Below are 24282 nucleotides of genomic sequence, written 5' to 3' on the forward strand. Positions count from 1 at the left end.
GTAATTGACATAGAACGCATGTTCGTTATATACTGTCGGATAAATCGATATAAGGAGAAGCCATGAGCAAAACCAAGCAAGTTTCACGTGAGATACATGAAAAAACCTATGGCGAAGAACGCGATAAACAGCTGGAAACCACTACAGCTGAAATTGAAAAGCGTTTTGGTAAAGGCTCTATTATGAAGTATGGTGATTCTGGTCCAGATCTCGAAGTTGAAGCTATACCAACAGGCGCGCTTTCTTTGGATGTTGCTTTGGGTATCGGCGGAGTTCCTCGTGGTCGTATTATAGAAATTTACGGTCCTGAGTCATCGGGCAAAACGACACTATCTCTTGAAATTCTTGCTGAGGCTCAAGCTTTAGGTGGCGTTGTTGCATTTATCGATGCAGAACATGCGCTGGACCCTAATTATGCTGCACGTATAGGTGTTGATATTGATGAAGTATTAATTTCGCAACCCGATACAGGCGAGCAAGCATTAGAGATTTGTGACATGTTGGTACGCTCAGGTGCTATTGATGTTGTTGTTGTCGACTCAGTTGCTGCTCTAGTTCCGCGCGCTGAAATTGAAGGTGAGATAGGGGAGACAACCGTAGGTCTTCAAGCTCGCTTAATGAGTCAGGCATTGCGCAAATTGGCTGGTTCTTTATCTAAATCAAAAACTACCTGTATTTTCATCAATCAGTTACGTGAAAAGATTGGTGTTATGTTTGGTAATCCTGAAACAACTCCTGGTGGACGTGCGCTTAAGTTTTTCTCCTCTGTACGTTTGGATATTCGTCGTGTTGAAACGCTTAAAAAGAATAACGATATGATCGGCAATCGTGTGCGCGTAAAGGTTGTAAAGAATAAAGTTGCTCCTCCATTTAAACAAGCAGAATTTGACATTATGTACGGAACAGGTATTTCTAAAGAGGGAACTGTTTTGGACATGGCTGCAGAACTTGGTATTGTTCAAAAAAGTGGTGCATGGTTTAACTATGGAGAACAGCGTTTGGGTCAAGGTCGCGAAGCTGTTAAGGAATTTCTCGTACAAAATCCCGATCTGCTCGAAGAACTTACCAATAAAGTTAAAGTTGCATGCGGCTTAGAGTTTGCTGATGATGACGTTGCACCTGCTCCTGTGGAAGATGCGCCTGCAAAGAAGTAAATTATTGCTTGAAGTTTTCGGAACGTGCAAGGTGTCATTGAAGTGAAAAGAGTTTGACGTGTGTACAGATAACACTACATGGAAATGGAACGTCGAATTTCCTCAACTAACCTATGATACCTTGAATGCTCGATCAGCGAAAAAGCGTGCAAACGTTATTGTTTCTCAATCAAATGGTGCTGAGGTTAAGTTTTCAGTACCGGTAGCAGTGGGACGTAAACTCTGCACGCTTGCTCGTAACGAGCCATGTTTAATTTCTTCAGAGGAAGAGCTTAGAACAAAGATTGATGTGCTTTCTCGCAACATGCTTCATCAGCTCTTAGAAACAGCTCTCAACAAACGTGATTATTCATATTATGAACTTAAGGAAAAATTTATTCGTTTAGGGTATTCAAGCAGCTTGGTGCAAGAGATTCTCAGTCATGCTCAAGAGGTTGGTTTAATAGATGATCTTCGCTTTGCACGTATTTTTGTTCAACAAAAGCATGCTAGTGGCTGGGGACCAAAGAAAATTTCGTTGGAGCTCAGGCGTCGTGGAATAGATTCTTCGATCATTGATCAAGCATGTGCAGGTTATGGACTAGAAGAAGACGAATTTCAAACTGCATGGCGCATTTGTCAGCATAAAGTTTTTCATGCTCGTGATCCATATGCTCAGATAGTCCGTTTTGTTTGTTCAAAAGGTTTTTCTCCTTCGGTTGCTTATAAAGTTGCCAAGCGTTTATTATCTAGTGACAAAGATGAATAAGAATACGTGTGCATGTGTTTTACCATGTAGTATCGAAGCATTGGTATAGTAACGTTGGTTTGTACTACATGTGTGTAATTAGAGCTAATCTGCAATGTTTCAAGGGGTCTCGTTGAGCTACATATTCAATTTGACCCCTGTCGATTTTCTTTTTTACGCTTTGTATCTTAGTTCAATACGTGTGTTACCAGCTACACATTGCATTTTGTCTCAAAGGTTAAGCTTGAAGAAGCCAAGCGACATGCATCCTTCATGGCATGTACAAATCTCCCAACATGCTGTGGTGCATCTTGCTGGTAGTGACCAACCATTTTTACGATGGCAGATCCTACAATTACGCCATCGGCTAGTCGGGCCATATCTTGAGCCGCCTCTGGGGTAGAAATGCCAAATCCAATAGCACAGGGAAGGTTTGTATTTTTCCTGATAAGCGCAATCATGTCGGCTAAGTTGTTTGAAAATTCACTCCGTTCCCCTGTTACGCCCAAGCTTGAAACCACGTAGATAAAGCCTTGTGCACCTTGAGCAATGCGTTCAATTCTATCTTTTGAAGTCGGAGCAACTAGAGAGATGAGCGCAATACCGTATTTTTTGCAATCAGGCAAAAATTCATTGCGTTCCTCAAAAGGCACATCGGGCAGAATGATTCCCGCAATTCCTGTTTCTTTGCAGCGCTGCATAAATCGCGCAGACCCGTAGGAAAAAACAACATTAGCATAGGTCATAAATACAAGTGGTACATGGACGAGTGGTGCTTGCATAGGCGCGGTTTTATCTGGACATGTAGTAAGAGATTGTACAAAGTCAAATATATCGTCAGTGGTAATACCTGTTTTCAGTGCCCGTATATTTGCTTCTTGAATAGTGGGACCTTCTGCACAGGGATCAGAAAAAGGAATACCTAATTCAATAAGATCGGCTCCTTGCGCCTGCATTTCAAGGATAAGAGCCCGTGTTGTATCAAGATCGGGATCTCCACAGGTAATAAAGGGGATAAATGCTTTATGATGCCTCTTTGTACCTGACGCATTTGAATAGGTTACACAATCGTTTAATTGTCCGCTCGCATCGGTACCTGTCGGTTCAATTTCACCTTCAGTATGAGATTGATTTTTTGCACTCTGTGTTTTCGTAAAACCAAACGCTTCGGCAATTTTAGACATATTATTCATCGATCTGCTCTCCTCTAAAACGCGCGACTGCCGCACAGTCTTTATCTCCTCGGCCAGATATAGTTACCACTAAAATTTTATCTTTGCTCATTTGGCCTGCTATTTTTTTCGCATATGCTACTGCATGCGCCGACTCAATAGCAGGAATAATTCCTTCCATCTTTGACAAATATTCAAAGCTGTCAACTGCTTCGTCATCGGTAATAGACACATATTCACTTCTACCAATATCGTGCAGATAGGCATGCTCGGGCCCAATTCCGGGATAGTCCAGACCTGCTGAAATTGAATATACAGGCGCAATTTGACCGTAGTCATTCTGACAAAAATAGGATTTCATGCCGTGGAAAATTCCTAAACGCCCCGTTGCAATCGTGGCAGCCGTATCCTTAGTTTTAACTCCTCTTCCTGCGGCCTCGCAACCAATTAGACGAACATTCTTATCTTCAATAAAGTGATAGAACGAACCCATTGCATTAGAACCTCCCCCTACGCACGCAATCACCGCATCGGGTAGGCGCCCCTCACGTTCAAGCATTTGTGTTTTGATTTCCGAGGAAATCACTGCTTGAAAATCACGAACCATAGTAGGGAAGGGATGTGGCCCCATAACTGATCCCAAACAGTAATGTGTATCGCTAATACGCCTTGTCCATTCGCGTAAAGCTTCATTCACGGCATCCTTAAGCGTTGCAGTACCCGTATCAACGGGATGAACCTTTGCACCTAAAAGACGCATTTTATACACATTGAGAGCTTGTCTCTCGGTGTCAGCGCGACCCATAAAAATTTCGCACTCCATGCCAAAAAGTGCAGCGGCAGTGGCAGTTGCCACACCATGTTGTCCTGCTCCTGTTTCGGCAATGAGTCTCGTTTTACCCATTTTCTGAGCAAGAAGGGCTTGACCAAGCACGTTATTAATTTTGTGTGCGCCTGTATGATTGAGATCTTCTCGCTTGAGATAGATCTTAGCTCCACCCAAATCTTCAGTCATCTTCTTTGCGTAGTAAAGAAGTGAGGGACGATTAGCATACTCATTGAGAAGCTTTTTGAGTTCACGGGTAAAGACGGGATCATCCTTGTAGTGATTGTAGGCACTTTCAAGCTCAATCACCGCGTTCATAAGTGTCTCGGGGATATATTGCCCTCCATGTACACCAAATCGACCTGCTTGATTATCCATGTTGCACCTCTTTCTTAGACGCTTTGTCTGCATTAACCACCGCGGTACAAAACGCATTCATTTTTAATTCACTTTTATGGCCTTGTTCTTCCACGCCCGAACTTACATCCACTGCAAAAGGGTGAAGTACCGTAATGGCTTCTGTTACATTTTGGGAATTAAGCCCGCCAGCTAGGAAGTAAGGACGCGTCATCGCCTGCGCAAATGTCCAGTTAAAACTCTTTCCATCTCCTGCTCCAGCATCAAGGAGTACATAATCTGCTTTACTATGTTGAGCTTTTGCTACATCGGCAGCACTTGTTATACGAAGAGCTTGGATACAGGGCTTGTCGCTGAGCTTGCGCAAACGTGCAATATAATTTTCATCTTCAACACCGTGTAGTTGGCATATGTCGCAAACACCACTGTTTAAACAATGAGCTACCACATCCACAGCTTCATTAACAAAAACTCCTACCGTAGCAGGTGCTATTTTATGTTTATTGGCGCATACACACAGAAGTTGTTTGCGCAAAGTTTTTGCTTGTTCAAAAGTTATTGCGCGTCTGGACGCACGTGCAAAAACAAATCCAACATACGAGCAGGGAAGAGTGGCTACCACTTGGATGTCTTGAGCTGTTCTGAGGCCACAAATTTTAATTCTAGTCATAACTTATAGTTCCTATCCCTCAATCGTTTAAGCATTATTGTGACCTTGCATATTTTGGGGTAGTAAGGATTTGAGCTCACAAAGCTTTTGCTTCTTATCTTTTGCGCGCATCAAAGCCTCGCCAATAAGCACTGCATCAGCCTGCGTGTCAAATGCTTGCCGCACATCTTGAGCTTGCGTGATTCCACTTTCACTTACAAGAAGAACACCATCTGGTACAGCTTGGGCAAGTTGAGACGTACATTGAGTATCAACGCTAAAATCATGCAGATTTCGGTTATTGATGCCTATAATTTTTGCGCCAGCTAAACATGCCTGTTTTATTTCGTCACGTGTATGCGCTTCTACAAGCGCACTTAATCCTAGAGAGTGACAAAGCGCTAGATAATTGGCAAGCGTTTTTTCATCCAAAAGGGCACAAATCAAAAGCACTGCACTGGCGCCTAAAACCTTTGCCTCGTAGATCATATAATCATCGATGATAAAATCCTTTCTCAGAACTGGTAACGTCTGTGCGCGTACCACATCTGCCAGATAATCTTCAGACCCTAAAAAACGCGTATGCTCAGTAAGCACCGATATAGCATCTGCTCCTGCGACTTCATAATCTTGTGCAATGCCTGTATGGTTAAAATCAGGCGCAATAAGTCCGCGAGAAGGACTTGCGCGTTTAACTTCACAAATAAACGAAAGCCCAGGGTGCGCACACGCTGCGTAAAAAGGAAATGAAAATTTTTGTTCTTTTTGATTGAGCAGTTCAACATCAGCTTTCTCAACCGCTCTTTGAACTACCTCTTTATAACTTTTTCCTGGGCATGATTTTCTAAGTTTTACCTGCTCTTGCGATGACTTCGCTAATTCTTCCAATATAGACATAGCTACCTCGAACTTTCATCAGATTTGAGGCTTTCCTCTAAAGCATAGCTCTGGCTCAGACGTACAAATTTATCCAAAAGTGCAAGCGCAGCTCCGCTGTCGATAAGCATTTCAGCTTGTCGTACACCCTCTTCTATACTTGCAGTTTTACCTGCAACATAGAGCGCTGCTCCTGCATTAAGAACCGCAGCGTTTCGATAATATCCGTGTTTACCTGCCAAGATGTCACGTGTAATTTGTGCGTTTTCCTCTGGATTGCCTCCTACAAGGTCTTCTTTTTTGCACAATGAATAACCAAACTCTAAAGGCGAGATCTCATAGCTTGTACACTCACCATGCTTAAGCTCACAAACACGTGTAGGAGCTGAAAGTGAAATTTCGTCTAGGCAATCGGTTCCGTAAACAACAAGGGCATGTGTAAGCCCCAAATTTTTAAGCACCACAGCTAGTGGCTCTAATAAACGCTCATCATACACACCTAAAAGCTGCATACGAGGATGCGCAGGATTTGTCAGGGGCCCTAAGATATTAAAAACTGTTCGTACACCAAGTTCTTTCCGAATAGGAGCTACGTACTTCATCGAAGGATGATAACTTTGAGCAAATAGAAAGCACATGCCCACCTCATCGAGTAGCTTTTTGCAAGTAGCAGGCGTTTGCTTTATATTAACTCCCAAAGCTTCAAGCACATCGGCTGCTCCACAAAGCGAACTCGCAGCTCGATTGCCATGTTTAGCAACTTTGACGCCTGCTGACGCTGCAATAAGTGCGGCCGTTGTTGAGATATTAAAACTTTTTGACTTGTCTCCGCCCGTTCCAACGATTTCAAGAACTGCCTGATCATAGGGAACTGCCGTAGCACATTCACGCATGGCTTCGGCACATCCACAAATTTCGTCAATCGTTTCAGCATGGGTACTTTTGGTAGATAACGCAGCAAGAAAAGCAGCATTTTGTGTCTGTGTAGTTTTCCCCTGCATAATTTCTTTCATAACCTTGTAAGCTTCATCATAGCTTAAGTCATGTTTGTCTACGATTTTCTTAATTGCTTCACTAATCATGATTTACTCCTTTGTGTGCGATGTTAATAAAATTGTTCAATATCGTGTATCCATCTGGTGTCATGATTGACTCTGGATGAAATTGCACGCCATACATTGGTAAATTTTTGTGCATGACAGCCATAATCTCGCCATCTTCTGCACGCGCGCAGATTTTAAGAGTGGAAGGGAAACATTTATCTTCCACGGCAAGGGAATGATAACGTGCTACATCGATCTTTTTGGGAAGATCTTTAAAGAGTGGACAACTTAGATCAAGTTCAATATGAGATTGTTTACCATGCATAAGCTTTTTTGCATGAACAATCTTTGCGCCAAATGCTTCGCAGATTGCTTGATGACCTAAGCACACGCCCAGTATAGGTGTCTTATCGTTGAGCTTTTGAATAAGTTCTTCGCACATACCTGCATCTTTTGGAGCTCCCGGTCCTGGCGAGATAATAATTGAGGAAAAATGCTCGCGTAGAATATCCTCAACCTTGACTTCATCATTTCTTATCACGCGTATCTGTGGGTCAATGGAACCAATGAGCTGGTAAAGATTAAACGAAAAACTGTCATAGTTATCGATAAGTAAATTCATATTCGCTCCTTTCGTGATGTCCAAAGAGTTAATTTTGCAATTGTAAAGGTGTGCTCAGGTGAGATCGCGCATGTTCTCGTCATCTATGTGAAGCGCTGCAAGCGAGCTTCTGGCTTTGTTCATGCACTCTTCATACTCCTTCTCTGCCTGCGAATCAGCAACAATTCCTGCACCTGTTTGCACATGTACTTCACCGTTTTTTGTATATAACAAGCGAATTCCTATACAGGTGTCCATGTTCCCCGAAAAATCAAGGTAGCCAAGGGCGCCACCATATATTCCGCGCCGTGTCTTTTCAAGTTGAGCAATAAGCCTACACGCCGAAATTTTAGGAGCTCCGCTTAACGTTCCTGCAGGCATCGTGGCAACAATTGCATCAAGTGCATCTTTATCTGGAGAAATGCAACCACGCACAGCTGATCCTAGATGCATTACATGAGAAAATCGCTCAATGCTATGCAAGCGTTCTACGCATACACTTCCAAACGTGCTCACTTTTCCAAGATCATTGCGACCAAGATCAACCAGCATATTATGTTCGGCAAGTTCTTTTTCGTCGTGTAAAAGTTGCTTTTCTTGCTGTTTGTCTTCAAATGCATTCTGCCCGCGCCGTCTTGTACCTGCAAGGGGATAGGTGTGAAGCACTCCATCTTGGAGCTGCACAAGCGTTTCTGGTGAAGACCCTGCAATTTCTAGATCGTCGCCCGAAAAGTAGAACATGTAAGGAGAAGGATTGATAGTCTTAAGCTCTTCATAGGTATCAAGCAAACTGCCTTGATATGCTGCTGAAATTTTGTTAGAGAGCACAATTTGAAATATATCTCCGTCCATGATATGCTTCTTCGCGCGTACAATCATTTCGCAAAATGACTTTTTACTGTGCTGTATGTGAAGTTCACCTGTTAGGCTTCCTGCCTCAATATAAGCAGGTTTACCTCTTGTAATGAGTTGCTCTAATTGTTCAATTTTAAGAAGCGCTTTGTTATAACTTGTTTTCAGGTTTTTAAGTTCCACCTGCGCCGTAAGAAGAATTTTGTTTTGTAGATGGTCAAAGGTAATAAGTTGATCAAAAAGCATGAGATCAACGTCTCTAAATTGCTCATCTATATACTTATCTGCACAAATAGATTTTTCTTGATAGCCAAGATACTCAAATGAAAAATACCCAACTAAACCCCCGCAAAAAGGAGGAAATTCAGGTACCTTATATGAGCTATGCTCATGCAAAATTTGACGAATGTAGAAATTGGGATCATCGGTCAAAAAATCTACATCGCCTATGTGCATGTGACCTTGTTGACAATAAATCTCGAGCGTAGGGTCAAAACCCAAGAAAGAGTAACGCCCACGGTCACCATGCTGAGCCGATTCAAGTAAATAACAATGTGTTGATATCCCTTTAAGCACACGTAACACCTGAGTAGGCGTGTAATTGTGCATAGGGAGCGCATAAACAAGGGGTACTTGTTTGTAGCGAGCCTCATCTTTGAGGCGCATGAGCTGCGCAAAACTTAAGTTTGCAGCAAGCGGCTGTGCTTCCATAAAATTCCTCCTCCACAGTCTATACTCTATGGGGGAGTAAAACAGGTTGAGTACAACCCGAAGCATGCGCATTTACGTTGCGCTGACAACAAACGCTCATCCACAGATTGAAGTGGCAAGCAAATTTGTTAAAAAATACGCCCCCAACAGAAACTACGTTCTATCAAGGACGAACTTCTTCGCTTTTATGCACGTATGCAAAAAGCTAAGAATCCGCGGTGCCACCTTGAATTCGCGCATGCGCTTAAGCTCTGCGCGCACTTAAAGAATACCATCATATTCCCGACAACTTACGCGTGTCTGACGTCACAGAATACTCTAGAGCTTACGTGCAAAACCCCAACTCTATTTGACTGCGCCCTCAGCGGTCCATTTGACAATTTGTTTCCAGCCTGATTCTCAGCATCGCAGACTCTCTGTATGGGCTTAAATTGCCGTTATCTCCGCATCAACGGTTTAGGTGCTATTCGATTGATTCATATTAAAGACCCTGTTAGTGCTTTCGTCAACTAGTTTTCCAAATGGTAACAATTGCGCTTTTGTATACTCACATATATACGTTAAGTAATGGTTTTGTAGTACTGTTTACAGCGTCAGCAGAACTAAGCTAAACCTCTACCGAGCAACAATCTATATGTGAATGGATTTTTTTCGCGTTTTTCCTACAACACTACTCTTATATTGACATCACCTCCATATAACCGTACTATTAGATAGTCTTTTGAGATATTTCTCGCAGGTCACTATGACTGCGCTAACTTTGTTCGATTTGTTTTGATTATTAAATGCTGCCTTTTAACTGCAGTTTTATTATGTTTCGAATACTTGCTCTAGGCGAGATATGCCTCAAATGGCGGGTTCCGTTACGGATTCCTGAACTCATATTATTTTCATTTGAGGAGTTTATATGGATCATATGGTTTTATTAGTGGTAGTTGGTCTAGTTTGTTTTGTTCTTGCAGCCTTGTGTGTTTATGCGTATCTCACTCATGTGGGTACTTCCAAACTTGAGCAGGTAAAACGCGACATTTCAGCAGCAGAGCAAAATGCTAATCGTATTATTCGCGACGCCGAACGCGAAGCAAAAACTACCAAGAAAACTGCACTTGTAGAAGCAAAAGAAGAAATTTATCAGCTCAAGCAAAAAGCAGAATCTGAAGAGAAGCAACGCAAGCGCGATTTGCAATCTATGGAAAATCGCATCATGCAACGCGAAGAAACGCTTGATAGAAGAAGCGAAACCCTCGATAAGAAAGAGCATCAACTCTCTAGTTTACAAGGTCAGCTTGATCGTAAAAAGCACGATGTAGACGAATTGTTTGTAAAACAAACTACTGAACTTGAAAGAATTTCAACGCTTACGCGTGATGAAGCTCACAATGAGCTGTTACAAAAAGTTCGTGAAAGTACGCTTAAAGAAGAAGCTCAGATTATTCGTGATTCCGAAGCACGCATTAAGTTTCAAACAGATAAAATGGCGCGCGAGATCATCTCTGTAGCAATTCAACGTTGCGCTGCTGATCAAGCTGGTGAAATTACGGTAACTACCGTTCACATACCATCAGACGATCTAAAAGGTCGTATTATTGGGCGCGAAGGACGCAATATTAGAACATTTGAACAGATTTCTGGTGTTTCTCTTGTTATTGATGACACTCCTGAAACTGTTGTTCTTTCTAGCTTTAGTCCCGTCCGCCGTGAAATTGCACGCGTTACCTTAGAGAATTTAATTGCCGATGGCCGCATTCATCCTGCACGTATTGAAGAGATGTTTAAAAAAGCTCAAAGTCAGGTTCGCGAGCAAGTTCAAGAAGCTGGTGAACAAGCTGCGTTTGATGTGGGTATTCATGACATGCATCCCGAGCTTATGCGCGTGTTAGGTGCGCTTAAATATCGTACATCGTTTGGTCAAAATGTTTTGCAGCATTGTGTTCAGGTTGGAATTTTGTGCGGTATTATGGCTTCAGAACTTGGTTTTGAAACAGGCCCCGCAAAGCGTGCTGGTTTATTACATGATATTGGTAAAGCTATAGATCACGAGGTTGAGGGACCGCACGCTGTTATTGGTGCTGAGCTTTGCAGGCGCTATGGCGAAAAGCCCGAAGTTGTACATGCGGTTGAAGCTCACCATGCGGACATTGAACCTAAAACCGTACTCGATGTTTTAGTTCAAGCTGCAGACGCTATTTCTGCTGCACGTCCGGGTGCTCGTCGTGAGTCGGCTGAAAATTACATTAAACGTCTTGAAAAACTTGAAGAGATTTCTAACGCTCATGAAGGTGTTGCTCGTACCTATGCTATGCAAGCAGGTAGAGAGCTCCATGTTATGGTTGAGCCCGAAAAAATCTCTGACGCTGCGGCTACTGTTCTTGCTCATGATATTGCAAAACAGATTGAAGAAGAGATGGAGTATCCCGGACAGGTTCGCGTAGTTGTTATTCGTGAATCACGTGCATATGATATTGCAAAATAAAATTTGGCGCGACGCATCTGCCGCGCCAAATTTTTATCTTTATTTTTATATCTGTACCTGCTCATACGTCAAAATACGTTGTGGAAACTGAGTGTTATTATGAGTGAACCACATAAAGATATGAAAGATTTTCTCGATAGCGTAGCCCCACAAAGCAATCTTCGTGTTGAAGAAAAGCTCGGATGTGGTTTTGTTCGCCTACGTATTAGAGAAGCAGAGCGCAGGCAGGCACAACAGGATATTCGTTGCGTAGAAGATATTGTTATTGAGCTTCTTCGTAACAGTCGTGATGCTGGTGCTCATCATATTTTTGTTGCCACTACCAAGCAGGATACTATACGTACCATAACTGTTTTAGATGATGGGGTGGGCATTCCGCAATCCATGCATGACAAGATTTTTGAAGCCCGCGTTACTTCCAAGCTCGATAGCGTTCACAGTGACCACTGGGGGATTCATGGTAGAGGAATGGCGCTTTACGCCATCAAAGAGCAAGCACAGCAGGCTTATGTTGCATCTTCTCTGCCAGGTCTTGGCACAGCGCTTGTCGTACGGGTTAACACCGATAAGGTTACCGAAAAGCGCGATCAATCAAGTCGGCCGCTCTATCATGCACTTAAACAAGATTCGGGCGATACCCAATCTAGAACTCAAATAAAACAAGCGCCTACATCTGATTTTGAACTGGTGGGGCCGCATAATATTATTCGCACCTGCTGTGATTTTGCTCTTCGTGAGTCAAAAAATTGTGAAGTTTATTTAGGGACGCCTACCGAAATCATTGCCACGCTCTATACATTGGTATCTAAACGTACGGATGTACAAGACTTTTTGTTTGCTGATAGTTTAGATTCCCTTCCCATTATTGATCGTTTTTTTGCAGCAAGCGATTCACATGAGCTTATGGATGTAGCTCATCATTGTGCACTTGAAGTATCAGAACGAAATATACATCGCATTTTATCTGGCCATATTAAGCCAGTAAAATCACTTAGTTCGTATTTTCGTAAAACTCATCAAAGTACGCCTGCTCCCATTAACATCTATGATACCAAACGGGCTGTACACTTAACGCCTGAGGATAAAGCTCTGTTTGCGCGCAATTTGTCTTCAACATTTGATAAACTAGCGCAAAAATACTACATTGGCTTGGTGCGTGAGCCGTCAATCGTTATGCGAAATAATAAGATTATTGTGACGTTTGACTACGACGAATCAGATTTCGTATAATTTTGAAATATATCGTGCATTACCTGCTTAAATTCGCTAAACTACTATACGTGTGTTTATAGTTTATCTGATGTATAAATGGAGTCTCATCTATGGAATTTCTTAAGATCTCAACCAAATCGTCTCCTGCTTCTATTGCAGGCGCCATAGCAGGCATGGTAAAAGATGGTGTTCCTGTAAATCTGCAGGCAGTTGGTGCGGGAGCAGTTAATCAAGCAATTAAAGCAGTTGCAATTGCGCGAGGTTTTTTAATTCCTGTTGGTCTAGATATTTCATGTTCTCCTACCTTTGCAGATATTAACATAGAAGGTCACGACCGCACCGCTATAAAAATTGCCGTTTTGGTGCACCATATATCACAAAATACTACACTTTAACAATCAAGTATTTACACGCCTTATAGTCGAACAATATATTATTAAGAAAATTTTAGTTCCTCGGTGATGTTCACTATCACCTTATGTTACAAACACATGTAACGAGTCTTCAAAGCTTCAATGGAAAGGAATTTTGTGGCTAGAGCAAGCAAATTAGTAGGGAAAACGTATCTTATCAAAACCTTTGGTTGTCAGATGAACCTTCATGACTCTGAGCGCGTTGCCGGTCTTTTAGACGATTGTGGAGCAAATGAAGTCGCCACGTTTGAAGAAGCTGATATCGTTATTTTTATGACCTGCTCGGTTAGAGAAAAAGCCGATACACATTTGTATGGCGCAGTTTCTAATTTGGTAACGCTTCCACCTTCGCCGTGCGGTAAGCGCGTAATTGCTGTTGGAGGTTGTATTGCTCAGCGTGACGGCGCTAAGTTACGTGAACATGTTCCAAATGTTGATGTTGTCTTTGGAACCTCTGCACTTGCAAGCGTGCCCGAGCTTTTATGTGAAGCCTTTGAAAGCAACGATGACGAAGTATTTGTAGACACCATTGAGAAAAATCGCGGATTTTCAACTGATCTACCTTCAAAACGTGACCAAAGCTTTCATGCGTGGGTACCTATTATGACCGGCTGCAATAATTTCTGTACATTTTGTATTGTGCCATATGTACGTGGCCGTGAACGTAGTCGTGTTCTTGAACGCGTTGTTGATGAAGTTCGTCGTCTTAAAGATGATGGAGTTCGTGAAGTAACGCTTCTTGGACAAAATGTTAATTCCTATGGTAGAGATCTTTATAAAAAACCTTGTTTTGCAGAGCTTTTAAGAAAAGTGGGGGAGGTAGGCATCGAGCGTATTCGCTTTACGTCTTCTAATCCTAAGGATCTTTCTGACGAAACGATCGCAGCCATGGCCGAAACACCTGCTGTTATGCCACAGCTTCACCTAGCAGTTCAGAGTGGATCAACTCGAATACTTAAAGCTATGCACCGAAGCTATACCCGTGAGAAGTATTTAGAGGTTATTGACCATCTTAAGAGCGCAATGCCCGATATTGCACTTTCAACTGATATTATCGTTGGCTTTCCAGGAGAGACCGAAGAAGACTTCGAAGAAACCTTATCACTTGTGCGTGAAGTTGAATACAGTTCTGCGTTTACTTTTATCTATTCAAAACGTCCTGGTACCCCTGCTGCAAATATAGAAGATACCACACCACATGAAGTTATTCAGCAACGTTTTAATCGCTTAACTGATCTTATTGAAGAACTTGCTTATAAAGCAAATCAAAAGGAACTGCATACCTTAGTTACCTCGCTTGTCGAAGGTACATCAAAAAAGGATTCCCACGTTTTGGTTGGACATAGTCCAAAAAACCAAACTGTTCTTTTCTCGCTTCCCAAAGACGCGTCAGCTCAAGACTATATTGGCAAAATGTGTGAAGTCTATGTCGAAGAAGCAAAAACTTGGTATTTGCGCGGTAAACTCACAGGTCAGCCTAGGTGATGATCTATGGCGTCTCCCATTATTGCCATTGTTGGTCCAACTGCCTCAGGTAAATCATCACTGGCCGACACGCTTGCGCTCCATTTTAATACCCATGTTATCTCTGTTGATGCACTACAAATTTATAAGGGTATGAATATCGGCGTTGCCAAACTGCCGCCAGAAGAGCGCAAAGCTAAGCTTGACATGGTTGACTGTGCCGAACTTGAAGAAACATATTCAGTCCAACGTTTTCAACAAGAAGCACGCACGTGTGTGGAATCGCTTCGTATACATCATAAACAGGTAATTTTATGTGGGGGAACAGGGCTTTATCTCAATGCAGTTATAGATGATATGCACTTTCCTCAAGGCTCTTTTGAAAATCCTCAAAGACACTACTATGAATCTCTCGTTGAGGTTGAGGGTTCTGATTTTGTTTTTAAGCTTTTATGCAAACGCGACCCAGCATCTGCTGCGCTCATTCATCCTCATAATGTTCGTCGTGTTATTCGCGCGCTTGAAATGCTCGATGATGGTATTTCCTACGCTGAACATGTAAAGGGATTACAGCGTTTGAAACCATTCTATACGGCACGTATATATGGACTTTCCTGGCCTCGTGAAGAGCTGTACAGCCGTATTGAAAAGCGTGTTGACGCTATGATTGAACAAGGCCTTGTTGATGAAGTGGTTCGTCTCAAAGCACGCGGGCTCCAGCAGAGCAAAACGGCATCGCAGGCAATAGGCTATCAAGAGATTTTGTCCTATTTAGACGGAACTTATTCACTTGAAATGGCTGTTGACCTGATAAAACGCCGTACGCGTCATTATGCAAAGCGCCAAATCTCGTGGTTTTCCCGTGATCCGCGAGTTGAGTGGCTCGATTGTACAACGCAATCTTTAGATGATATGTGTCACAAAATTATTAACGATATAAGCTAAGAAGATTATATGGCTCGATTTTCATTTTATAACCCACATGAAAACAGTTCGCGCGCTCTTGTTGTTGCAGTTGAAACACCATCGGCTGCCTGTGATTTTACGACGCAAGAAAGTTTATCAGAACTTTCACATTTGGCAGAAACACTTAACATTACAACTGTTGGTAAGCTTGTCCAAAAGCTCGTTGCGCCTGTACACTCAACCTATATTGGTTCAGGTAAATTGCTCGAGCTTAAACATATGGCACAATCATTAATGTGCGATTTTATAATTTTTGATGATGAACTGAGCCCGTCTCAACAAAGTAATATTTGCCATGCTGTTGGAAAATCGTTTCAAGTTATTGATCGCTGTTCGCTTATCTTAGATATTTTTGCAGCTCATGCCACTACTAAGGAAGGCAAACTTCAAGTTAAGCTTGCGCATATGCAATATATGCTTCCTCGCCTTAAAGGAATGTGGAGCCATCTATTAGGCGAACAAACCCGTGGTGGTATAGGATCACGGTTTGGTCAAGGCGAAAGCCAGCTCGAAATCGATAGACGCCTTTCACGCGAAAAAATAGCCCATGTTAAACAGCAGCTTGCAGCATTAGAGATACAGCGCAAGGTGCAACGCAGTATTCGCTCATCTTCACCTTTGTATAAAATTGCACTCGTTGGATACACGAATGCAGGTAAGTCTACCTTGCTCAACCGAATAAGCCATTCTTCAACCTACGTAAAAGATGAATTATTTGCAACTTTAGACTCAACAACGCGTTCGATTACCCTTCCTGACACTCGTCGTGCAGTACTGAGCGATACGGTAGGTTTTATACAAAAATTACCCACTGAACTCATAGATGCATTCAAATCTACCTTGCTTGATGTTGTTTCAGCCGATCTCCTACTGTGCGTTGTAGATGTTTCATCTGCTCATGCAGAAAAGGAAATGAATGTGGTTCTCTCTATTCTCAACGACATTGGTGCAGGCTCAATCCCATATCTTATAGTGGCTAATAAAATCGATCGTATTGCATCAAACTCTTATGCTCACGCAAGCGAGCATGAAGTATCTCCATGTGTAGAGTATCTCACTCCTTCAAATTCATCTAGTGCTCACACGCAGCCCAACGAGCTTGCATTATTCAATTCAATAGACCCCACTAATGTCGCTTATATCTCTGCCGAAACAGGACAGGGGATAGAAACACTATTACAAATGATTTCTCATAAACTTATGAGCCAAGAGACATATATGGTTTTACATGTTGCGTACAAGGATTCTTCGTTTATTTCTTTAATTCATACGTATGGTAGAGTAGTACATGAAACGTATGACGAACAAGGTACTCAGCTTTGCGTATATGTTCCTCGTAAGCTTGTAGAGCGGCTTAAACCTTTTGAATTGTAAGTTTTTATGCGCTCCGACTCATACATAAAAATATAAGGACACATAAAAGCGGTTGATGAAGCACATATATTTGTAACGAGTGTCTTCCCATGAGTGCAAGAAGATTTTTAACAAATGTTAAACCGTAAAAAAGCAACGCACCGGGGGAGCAATGAGCAAGCGTAACTGACTCTTTGCACCTCCGCGCCGTTTGTAATGTCATCATATACGATTTGCTTAACCATCCTGCTAAAGCGCCGCCACTATATAAGAACAGATACGGAAAAATGGGGTAGTAATCACCTGATTGAAAATAGCTCGGAGCAAACCCAAATGCTGCAGTAATGTATGAGGAATATAAGTATGCAGGTAAACGCCACGTATACTGAAAGAAGCTTATATATCCGTGCGGTATATGATACGTGATTCCAAAGAGGCCAAGCATAACACAAAGCAAAATAAAAGTACCTACGTTGCCCGTAAACGAAGGCACAACTGCGCTCAGTTTTACGAATGCAGCTGTTTTAACAACACGTAAAAGCATGTATGATACAAGCGTAACAACAGCTGTTGACATACCTAAACAAAAAATTATGCCGAAATTAATAGGAATATCCACAGCCACTAAAGTTGTCACTACATAAATCATGAAAGCGCATACAAGATAAACAATACAGCGTTTGATCTTATGCACTGAGTATGAGCACATCATACCTGCAAGAAAAATAAACACCCATGCGATACTGTTACGCCATAGATCAATATAGGGAAAAACAAACCAGGTAAGCGATACACCATACAGCGATACCAGGTCATAAGACGCATGAAAAGCAATCATAGATACGAGTGAAAAACCTCGTATTACATCAAAAGCTTCTATGCGTTGAGAACCATGCACGCGCACGCCTTTATGAAATAACCGATCTGAACAAACCTGTTACCTTACCAATAATTGTTGGATGTTTAGCAATAATAGGCTTCATTGTATCGTTTTCTGGTTGTAAACGAATATAGCTGCTTTCTTTGAAGAAACGCTTTACCGTGCATTCATTATCAATCATCGCAATGACGATTTCGCCGTTACGTGCATCATGCTGTTCTTTTACAACAACATAATCGCCGTCAAAAATGCCAGCGTTAATCATAGACTCGCCTTGAACTTTAAGGATAAACGAACTTGAGTCTGAGCTTATAGAAGTAGGAACCGCAAGACGGTCTTCAATATTTTGTTCCGCGAGAATAGGTACACCGGCAGCCACTCGGCCAACGACAGGAAGAATAGTTACATTAAGCTCAACATTATCGTTTTCAACACTATGCTGTTCACCTTCGTCTTGTACAAGCTTGGGAAGTACAAGTGCGCGTGGTTTTTTAGGATCTCTATGGATGTAACCAAGATCCTGCAGGGCGTGCAAATGCATGTGCACGGTAGAGGGAGACGCTAATCCAACCGCTTCTCCGATTTCTCGCACTGAAGGCGGATAGCCATGCTCTGAAACATAGGAACACAGATAGGAATAAATTTGTTCTTGTCGTTTTCCAAGCTTTCTCATAGGACACGCTCCTCTTTTTGTAGTTAATTTAGTATAGCATGAACATTCTTAAATTACAAACATATGTTCTTAATTTTTATAAAAAAATTTTACCATACTGATTACAAGCTTTTCCTCACGTATATCCTATGACTCATTTTACGCAATAGCTTTTCTACCTGCGATTCTAATTAATGTCCGTCTCCTCGTGTATATATAAGTTAAGAAAAAAGAAAGGACAAAAGATGAGCATGTACACAACAGATTTAACAGAGAAAAACTTTCACGACCTTGAACGTATTAAGGCGCAGTCATTATCTTTGAGCTTAACAATTCTATTTTCTTTTGTATTTATCACAGGTTTTCTTATCAGCACCTTATGTAACAACTATCGATTAGCACATGATTCCACGCTTCTCAAAGCAAGTATTCCTTCGGCTACAATTGTTCAAAAAGGAGAAGGAATCGACTCACTAGTTAATGAATCTAACCTTAAATGCTTTGAGCGCTCGGCAATTGAATCTTGGATCATTTCATACAATAATATAGAAGGTTTTCGTTTACACGAAGGTCAGCGGATATATATACCCATGCAATTATCCAACTAATTTATGCATTAGCTTGCCCATACTATTCTCTGTACATGCAATAATGTCTAAATCCATACACAAGAACATACACTTTCATGAATTGTTTCGAGAATGTTTACGCTTAGAGTCAAAATGATTACCTCTGTAGGTGATAAACCGTTATTATGTTACATTGATATCGGAGTTTTAATCGTTAGGAGTTGTATGCACTGCCCAAAATGTGGATGTGATGTATCTAAAGTTGTAGACTCCCGTTCCTCTGAAGGAAACGACGCCATTCGTCGTCGTCGCGAATGTATAGGTTGCCAAACACGTTTTACAACCTATGAACGACGTGAGGAAATGCCCATTCTTGTTATTAAGAAAGATGGCACCAAAGAACCTTTCAGTCATGAAAAGTTGCGTCGTGGTCTTGTAGCAGCAACTATTAAACGTTCCATTGATCTTAATCGCATCAATCAGCTTATTGATTCTATAGAAACTGAACTACGCGATAACGGGAAAACAGAAATCACGTCACAAGAGATTGGCATGCGTGTCCTTCAAAAACTTATTGATATAGATAAAGTTGCTTACGTGCGTTTTGCGTCGGTATATAGAGACTTTAAAGATGTCGAAGAATTCAGCGAAGAGTTAAGGAGTTTATCGAATGAATAACCCTTCATCTGATACCATCCAACTTCCTATAAAACGCCTGCATGAAGATGTAATTCTTCCTCGATATGCATATTCAGGTGATGCAGGTCTAGATTTGTGTTCCTATATTGACCTTGTTCTTAAACCTTTTCAACGCTTCTTGGTTCCAACTGGTTTAGCTATTGCGATTCCAGATGGTTATGCTGGTTTTGTACAGCCACGAAGTGGTTTAGCATATAAATGTGGTCTTTCTATGCCTAATACACCAGGCCTTATCGATGCTCACTATCGCGGAGAATTGTTTGTGAGTGTCGTCAATTTAGATCCTCATAACGATATTCATATCTCAAAAGGGGATCGAATTGCCCAGCTTGTTATTCAAAAAGTCCCCGTTGTAGAGCTTGTTGAGACAGCTGAGCTTTCTTCTACCGACCGTGGCGATAACGGTTTTGGTTCCAGTGGTAATTAACCGGTAGTGTTTTCACTATCGGTTTTTTTATGTTTCTATAGGAATTCAGAAAGGATGGAGATGGAAACATTTTTTAAGGCAAGTGAGAGAGGTTCTTCTGTTTCACAGGAATGTAGAGCTGGTCTTACTACGTTTTTAGCGATGGCATATATTATTGCTGTTAACCCTGCAATTTTGGTACATGCTGGTATTCCTTTAAACGCTGCTATTACAGCAACCTGCATTGGTTCAGGCCTTGTAACCATTCTTATGGGACTTATTTCAAATCGTCCTGTAGCACTTGCAACTGGCTTAGGCCTTGACGCTATTGTTGCATTTACCTTGCCTCTTATTACTAACAACGATTGGCATACATCTATGGCAATCGTATTCATCGAAGGTATTGTCATACTTCTGTTAGTGTTCTGTGGTCTGCGCGAAGCTATCATGGACGCGATCCCTGTTTCATTGCGCCATGCAATCTCTGTGGGTCTTGGAATTTTCATTGCATTCATCGGTCTTAAAAACGGTGGTGTTATTGTTCCGAGCCCTGCTACCTTCGTTACGCTCAACAAAATTACCGATCCTGTTTTCATCGTTGGTGTTATTTCTGTTGCAGTAACGCTTGCATGCTATGCACTCAAAGTTAAAGGTGCTTTGTTAATTGGTATTGCTTTGGCGGTAATTGCAGGTATTCCTTTAGGCGTTACTTCGCTTCCTACGGGCTTTATTGCTCCGCTTGATTTCTCTACCTTTGGTGCTCCTTTTATGGTTGACGAAGAGGGGACTATGGGAATTGTAAAAGCACTTATCAATCCTGTTTGTCTTGTATGTGCATTTTCTCTTCTTATGTCTGACTTCTTTGATACCATGGGTACTGCAACTGCTGTTGCTAAAGCCGGAGACTTCCTTAACGAAGACGGTACCGTAGAAAATATTAGCGAGATCTTAACCGTTGACTCTGCAGCCGCGGCTCTTGGTGGTCTTTTTGGTGCATCCTCCATTACGACATTTGTTGAGTCTGCATCAGGTGCTGCAGATGGTGGTCGCACTGGTCTCTCTGCTATTGTAACAGGTGTTCTCTTTATTTTAGCGGCACTCTTTGCACCTATTATTTCGGTTGTAAGTGCTGCTTCTACCTGTGGTGCCTTGGTTTTGGTTGGTTATCTTATGATCAGCGATACCGTTGAAATTAACTGGAGCGATCTGTCAGAAAGCTTCCCTGCATTTGCAACCATTATCGGTATTCCTTTAACCTTCTCAATTTCTGATGGTATCGGATTTGGTTTTATCTCCTACATCATTGTTGCTCTCATTACGGGCAATGTTAAAAAGATTAAACCTCTTATGTGGGTTGCAGGAATTATGTTTGTCGTCTATTTCTTCCTGCTTTAAAAGTTGTTTTTTAACTTTATCGGCTAAATGTTGGTAAAGCTTAAATTTGTACGGTAATATGCGCGTGTTCTTCAAAAGTAGAGCATGCGCATATATCTGAAGAAAGGAGTGTTATGAGTACAGCAGACGATGCAAAAATCATCGGCGTAGATGATCATGTATCTGTAGCACGCGCGATCCCTTTAGGAATTCAACATATGATGAGTATGTTTGGTGCTACCGTTTTGGTTCCAGTACTTACCGGTCTTGATCCTAACTTAGCTATTATGTGTTCGGGTATTGGTACTATTGTGTACCTTTTAGTCACTCGTAACAAAATCCCAAGTTATTTGGGTAGTTCGTTTGCATTCATCAGCCCAATTATTGTTGCTACCGCAGCTACGGGAAGTTTGCATACAGCTTTATCAGGTGTAGTTGTAGCGGGTTGTGTATTCTTAGCGGTTGCAGGAATTATTAAAATTGCTGGCACCAATTGGCTTAACACCTTACTTCCACCAGTTTTGGTTGCATCAGTTATGGTTGTTATTGGTGTTGGACTTTCTGCAGCAGCTGCGCGTATGGCGCTTCTGGGGCCTGATTCTAAATTTGCAGCAGTAAGTGCTTGTATTGCAGGAATTACGCTTTTAGCAGCTGTAATTTTTTCTGGACAAAAAGGAATCATTGGTACGCTTCCTGTTCTTTTAGCAATTCTTGTTGGATATGTTGCGTCAGCATTTGTGGGACTTATAAATTTCCAACCTGTAGTTGATGCGCCATGGATCGGCCTTCCACCTATTCAGACACCTCATTTTGACCCACACGCTATTGTGTTGATAGCTCCTGTTGCAATTGTGGTAGTTATCGAGCACATTGGTCACTTACTTGCTGTTGGTGAAATTGTAGGCAAAGACTATAGAGCAATGCTTCCTCAATCCTTGGCTGGTGACGGTATTTCAACCTGTATCTCAGGTTTCTTAGGAGGACCTCCAACAACAACATATGCAGAAAACATTGGTGTAATGAGTGTTACACATGTTTTTGCAACTCAGGTCTTTTGGTATGCTGCAGGTTTTGCACTTATCGTTGGTGGTTTTTGTCCAAAAGTAGCTGCATTTATTGGAACAATTCCTGTACCTGTTATGGGTGGCGTCAGCTTGTTACTCTTTGGCTTGATTGCTTCCAATGGTTTACGTATGTTTGTTACCAATAAGGTTGATTTTGACGATAACCGCAACCTTATGATTGCTTCAGTTGTCATTATTTTAGGCGTTGGCATGGAAACAGCACAAATTAACATTCCACTGGGAGGCTATACCTTACCAGGAATGGCCACATCTACCTTAATTGGTATTGTGTTAAATGCTCTTCTACCGCGTCATACAAAAGACAAAGCATAAATGCAACAAAACACTTTCATTGAGTTGTAACAACTCATTATGACTATTGCGAGTGGTATTTAACTTTCGTCTTTGTACAGTTTCATAAACTCCAGCGTATGTATCAACATTGGATACCTACGCTGGAGTTTTTCGTTATTTGAGAAGCATTATTTATAGATGTAAGGTCCTTAAAATCATGCGTTCTTATTTTCATGTGTTTGTATAAGGCTTACGCTTGTCTGATACATCATGTGATATATGGGTATGTATACTGCAGTCATTTAATTGCACACATGAGGAGAAGGCATGAATACAACTACAACAGAACAAACTGAGCAACCCACGTTAAAAGATTTGGTTATTATCGGAGGCGGTCCTGCAGGTTTGTCTGCTGCTTTATATGCCCAACGCGCGCTTTTGGATATTGTAATTCTCGAACAAGAAGCGCTGGGCGGACAAATGATCGTTACTGATAAAATTGATAATTATTTAGGCGTTCCTCATATCAACGGTTATGAATTGTCAGAAATTATGCACAAACAAGTAAAAGATATGGATGTTCCGCTCTGTATGGAACGTGTTGATTCTCTAAAACGCTTTGAAGACGAACAGGGGCTGTCGTACTTCTTGGTACATACGTCCCGTCACTCTTTTAAGACTAAAGCTGTGCTCATAGCCTGTGGCGCTACTGCAAAAGAAGCCGAGTTTAAAGGTGAAAGCCGCTATACTGGTCACGGTGTTTCGTATTGTGCTACCTGTGACGCTATGTTTTACCGTGATAAACCTGTGTATGTAGTTGGTGGAGGTAACGCAGCATGTGAGGAAGGCCTTTTTCTTGCGCGTTTTGCAAAGAAGGTAACACTTTTGGTAAGACGAGATGTATTGCGTGCACAAGACGGCGTAATCCGTCAAGTTCAAGAAAATCCAAAAATGGTGATTGTATACAATACACGAATTAAGGAACTTGCAGGGGAGTCTGACGAAGGTTTTACATCTATCACATTAGAAAACACTAAAACTCGCTCAACTGAAACCATTACCTGTGAGCCTCATGATATTGGTGTATTTGTATTTGCAGGTAGGAAACCTATGAATCAGCTCGTAGGTCAGTTTGTAGATACCGATAAAAATGGGTTCATTAAAACTGATGATCATATGCAAACCCGCACCGAAGGTTTATATGCCGCGGGCGATGTTCGCGATAAAGTTTTGCGACAACTGATTACAGCGGCTTCAGACGGTGCTGTTGCTGCAACAAGTGCTGCAAGTTATATTAGAAAACTTAAACGCGCGGCTAAGACAAATTCATAAAAAGCCAAAGCATAAGTTTTATCATTTGTTTAAGCGTTTGTTAGTTAAATCAAGGTATAAACTGTACATGTAAGGCTTAGTACTAACGTCTTAACTAATTTTATACTAAAACATGATAATATATCTTATGTAAAGTAATGAAACAATAGAGGTTGAGAGGGAT

General features: G+C 41.6%; 23 protein-coding genes. 14 read left to right on the forward strand and 9 right to left on the reverse strand.

Annotation, left to right across the window (positions count from 1 at the left end; genetic code table 11):
• Positions 1-62: 62 nt before the first annotated feature.
• A complete protein-coding gene (recA, locus tag HMPREF0091_RS03550; RefSeq protein WP_006302897.1) occupies positions 63-1154 on the forward strand; it encodes a recombinase RecA in 1092 nt (363 codons plus the stop codon).
• Between the two features lie 58 nt (positions 1155-1212).
• Positions 1213-1902 (forward strand): regulatory protein RecX, encoded by a 690-nt coding sequence (locus HMPREF0091_RS03555; protein ID WP_006302898.1) that lies wholly within the window; start codon positions 1213-1215, stop codon positions 1900-1902.
• A gap of 191 nt (positions 1903-2093) precedes the next feature.
• Here the strand turns inward: HMPREF0091_RS03555 and trpA are convergent, their stop codons facing one another.
• Genes trpA through HMPREF0091_RS03590 form a run of 7 tightly spaced genes read right to left on the reverse strand, consistent with a single transcriptional unit; the run spans position 2094 to position 8968 of the window.
• The gene (gene trpA / locus HMPREF0091_RS03560) at positions 2094-3074 is read right to left on the reverse strand and encodes a tryptophan synthase subunit alpha (RefSeq protein WP_006302899.1); all 981 of its coding nucleotides are present in this window, start codon (positions 3072-3074) and stop codon (positions 2094-2096) included.
• Positions 3067-4257 (reverse strand): tryptophan synthase subunit beta, encoded by a 1191-nt coding sequence (trpB, locus tag HMPREF0091_RS03565; RefSeq protein ID WP_006302900.1) that lies wholly within the window; start codon positions 4255-4257, stop codon positions 3067-3069. Before trpB ends, trpA begins: the two co-directional genes overlap by 8 nt.
• Positions 4250-4906 carry a phosphoribosylanthranilate isomerase gene (locus HMPREF0091_RS03570; protein ID WP_006302901.1) on the reverse strand — a complete coding sequence of 219 codons (657 nt, stop codon included), beginning with the start codon at positions 4904-4906 and terminating at the stop codon, positions 4250-4252. Before HMPREF0091_RS03570 ends, trpB begins: the two co-directional genes overlap by 8 nt.
• A gap of 27 nt (positions 4907-4933) precedes the next feature.
• Positions 4934-5782, reverse strand: a complete 849-nt coding sequence (trpC, locus tag HMPREF0091_RS03575) for an indole-3-glycerol phosphate synthase TrpC (RefSeq protein ID WP_006302902.1) — start codon at positions 5780-5782, stop codon at positions 4934-4936.
• 2 nt (positions 5783-5784) lie between these two features.
• Complete coding sequence (gene trpD / locus HMPREF0091_RS03580; RefSeq protein WP_006302903.1) at positions 5785-6843, reverse strand: anthranilate phosphoribosyltransferase; 1059 nt, start codon at positions 6841-6843, stop codon at positions 5785-5787.
• Positions 6836-7426: an anthranilate synthase component II gene (locus HMPREF0091_RS03585; RefSeq protein WP_006302904.1), complete on the reverse strand. Its 591-nt coding sequence runs from the start codon at positions 7424-7426 to the stop codon at positions 6836-6838. The genes trpD and HMPREF0091_RS03585 overlap by 8 nt, the downstream gene beginning before the upstream one ends.
• A gap of 54 nt (positions 7427-7480) precedes the next feature.
• Positions 7481-8968 (reverse strand): anthranilate synthase component I, encoded by a 1488-nt coding sequence (locus HMPREF0091_RS03590; RefSeq protein WP_006302905.1) that lies wholly within the window; start codon positions 8966-8968, stop codon positions 7481-7483.
• Between the two features lie 907 nt (positions 8969-9875).
• Between HMPREF0091_RS03590 and rny the strand changes: the two genes are divergently transcribed.
• The 6 genes from rny to hflX all read left to right on the forward strand — a co-directional run bounded on the left by rny (position 9876) and on the right by hflX (position 16870).
• Complete coding sequence (gene rny / locus HMPREF0091_RS03595) at positions 9876-11441, forward strand: ribonuclease Y (protein ID WP_006302906.1); 1566 nt, start codon at positions 9876-9878, stop codon at positions 11439-11441.
• 99 nt (positions 11442-11540) lie between these two features.
• Positions 11541-12671, forward strand: coding sequence for an ATP-binding protein (locus HMPREF0091_RS03600; protein ID WP_006302907.1), 1131 nt, complete (start codon positions 11541-11543; stop codon positions 12669-12671).
• Positions 12672-12763: 92 nt separating this feature from the next.
• Positions 12764-13048 (forward strand): stage V sporulation protein S, encoded by a 285-nt coding sequence (locus HMPREF0091_RS03605; RefSeq protein WP_006302908.1) that lies wholly within the window; start codon positions 12764-12766, stop codon positions 13046-13048.
• Between the two features lie 120 nt (positions 13049-13168).
• Positions 13169-14551 (forward strand): tRNA (N6-isopentenyl adenosine(37)-C2)-methylthiotransferase MiaB, encoded by a 1383-nt coding sequence (gene miaB / locus HMPREF0091_RS03610; protein ID WP_006302909.1) that lies wholly within the window; start codon positions 13169-13171, stop codon positions 14549-14551.
• Positions 14552-14557: 6 nt separating this feature from the next.
• Positions 14558-15475: a tRNA (adenosine(37)-N6)-dimethylallyltransferase MiaA gene (miaA, locus tag HMPREF0091_RS03615; protein ID WP_006302910.1), complete on the forward strand. Its 918-nt coding sequence runs from the start codon at positions 14558-14560 to the stop codon at positions 15473-15475.
• Between the two features lie 9 nt (positions 15476-15484).
• Positions 15485-16870 (forward strand): GTPase HflX, encoded by a 1386-nt coding sequence (gene hflX / locus HMPREF0091_RS03620; protein ID WP_006302911.1) that lies wholly within the window; start codon positions 15485-15487, stop codon positions 16868-16870.
• A 4-nt stretch (positions 16871-16874) separates the two neighbouring features.
• Here the strand turns inward: hflX and HMPREF0091_RS03625 are convergent, their stop codons facing one another.
• Complete coding sequence (locus HMPREF0091_RS03625; RefSeq protein ID WP_010240863.1) at positions 16875-17747, reverse strand: heparan-alpha-glucosaminide N-acetyltransferase domain-containing protein; 873 nt, start codon at positions 17745-17747, stop codon at positions 16875-16877.
• Positions 17748-17757: 10 nt separating this feature from the next.
• Positions 17758-18402 carry a transcriptional repressor LexA gene (lexA, locus tag HMPREF0091_RS03630; RefSeq protein WP_006302913.1) on the reverse strand — a complete coding sequence of 215 codons (645 nt, stop codon included), beginning with the start codon at positions 18400-18402 and terminating at the stop codon, positions 17758-17760.
• Between the two features lie 224 nt (positions 18403-18626).
• Here lexA and HMPREF0091_RS03635 point away from each other — a divergent pair, with 224 nt between their 5' ends.
• The 6 genes from HMPREF0091_RS03635 to HMPREF0091_RS03660 all read left to right on the forward strand — a co-directional run bounded on the left by HMPREF0091_RS03635 (position 18627) and on the right by HMPREF0091_RS03660 (position 24119).
• Positions 18627-18989, forward strand: coding sequence for a hypothetical protein (locus HMPREF0091_RS03635; RefSeq protein WP_035434548.1), 363 nt, complete (start codon positions 18627-18629; stop codon positions 18987-18989).
• 186 nt (positions 18990-19175) lie between these two features.
• On the forward strand, positions 19176-19628 hold the full coding sequence (nrdR, locus tag HMPREF0091_RS03640; protein WP_006302915.1) for a transcriptional regulator NrdR: 453 nt from the start codon (positions 19176-19178) through the stop codon (positions 19626-19628).
• On the forward strand, positions 19621-20076 hold the full coding sequence (gene dut, locus HMPREF0091_RS03645) for a dUTP diphosphatase (RefSeq protein WP_006302916.1): 456 nt from the start codon (positions 19621-19623) through the stop codon (positions 20074-20076). Before nrdR ends, dut begins: the two co-directional genes overlap by 8 nt.
• Before the next feature lie 60 nt (positions 20077-20136).
• Positions 20137-21450 carry an NCS2 family permease gene (locus HMPREF0091_RS03650; RefSeq protein WP_010241376.1) on the forward strand — a complete coding sequence of 438 codons (1314 nt, stop codon included), beginning with the start codon at positions 20137-20139 and terminating at the stop codon, positions 21448-21450.
• A gap of 113 nt (positions 21451-21563) precedes the next feature.
• Complete coding sequence (locus tag HMPREF0091_RS03655) at positions 21564-22826, forward strand: uracil-xanthine permease family protein (protein WP_006302918.1); 1263 nt, start codon at positions 21564-21566, stop codon at positions 22824-22826.
• Positions 22827-23114: 288 nt separating this feature from the next.
• On the forward strand, positions 23115-24119 hold the full coding sequence (locus HMPREF0091_RS03660) for an NAD(P)/FAD-dependent oxidoreductase (protein WP_006302919.1): 1005 nt from the start codon (positions 23115-23117) through the stop codon (positions 24117-24119).
• The last annotated feature ends 163 nt before the right edge of the window (positions 24120-24282 follow it).

This window comes from Fannyhessea vaginae DSM 15829 (genome assembly GCF_000159235.2).
GTDB lineage: Bacteria > Actinomycetota > Coriobacteriia > Coriobacteriales > Atopobiaceae > Fannyhessea > Fannyhessea vaginae.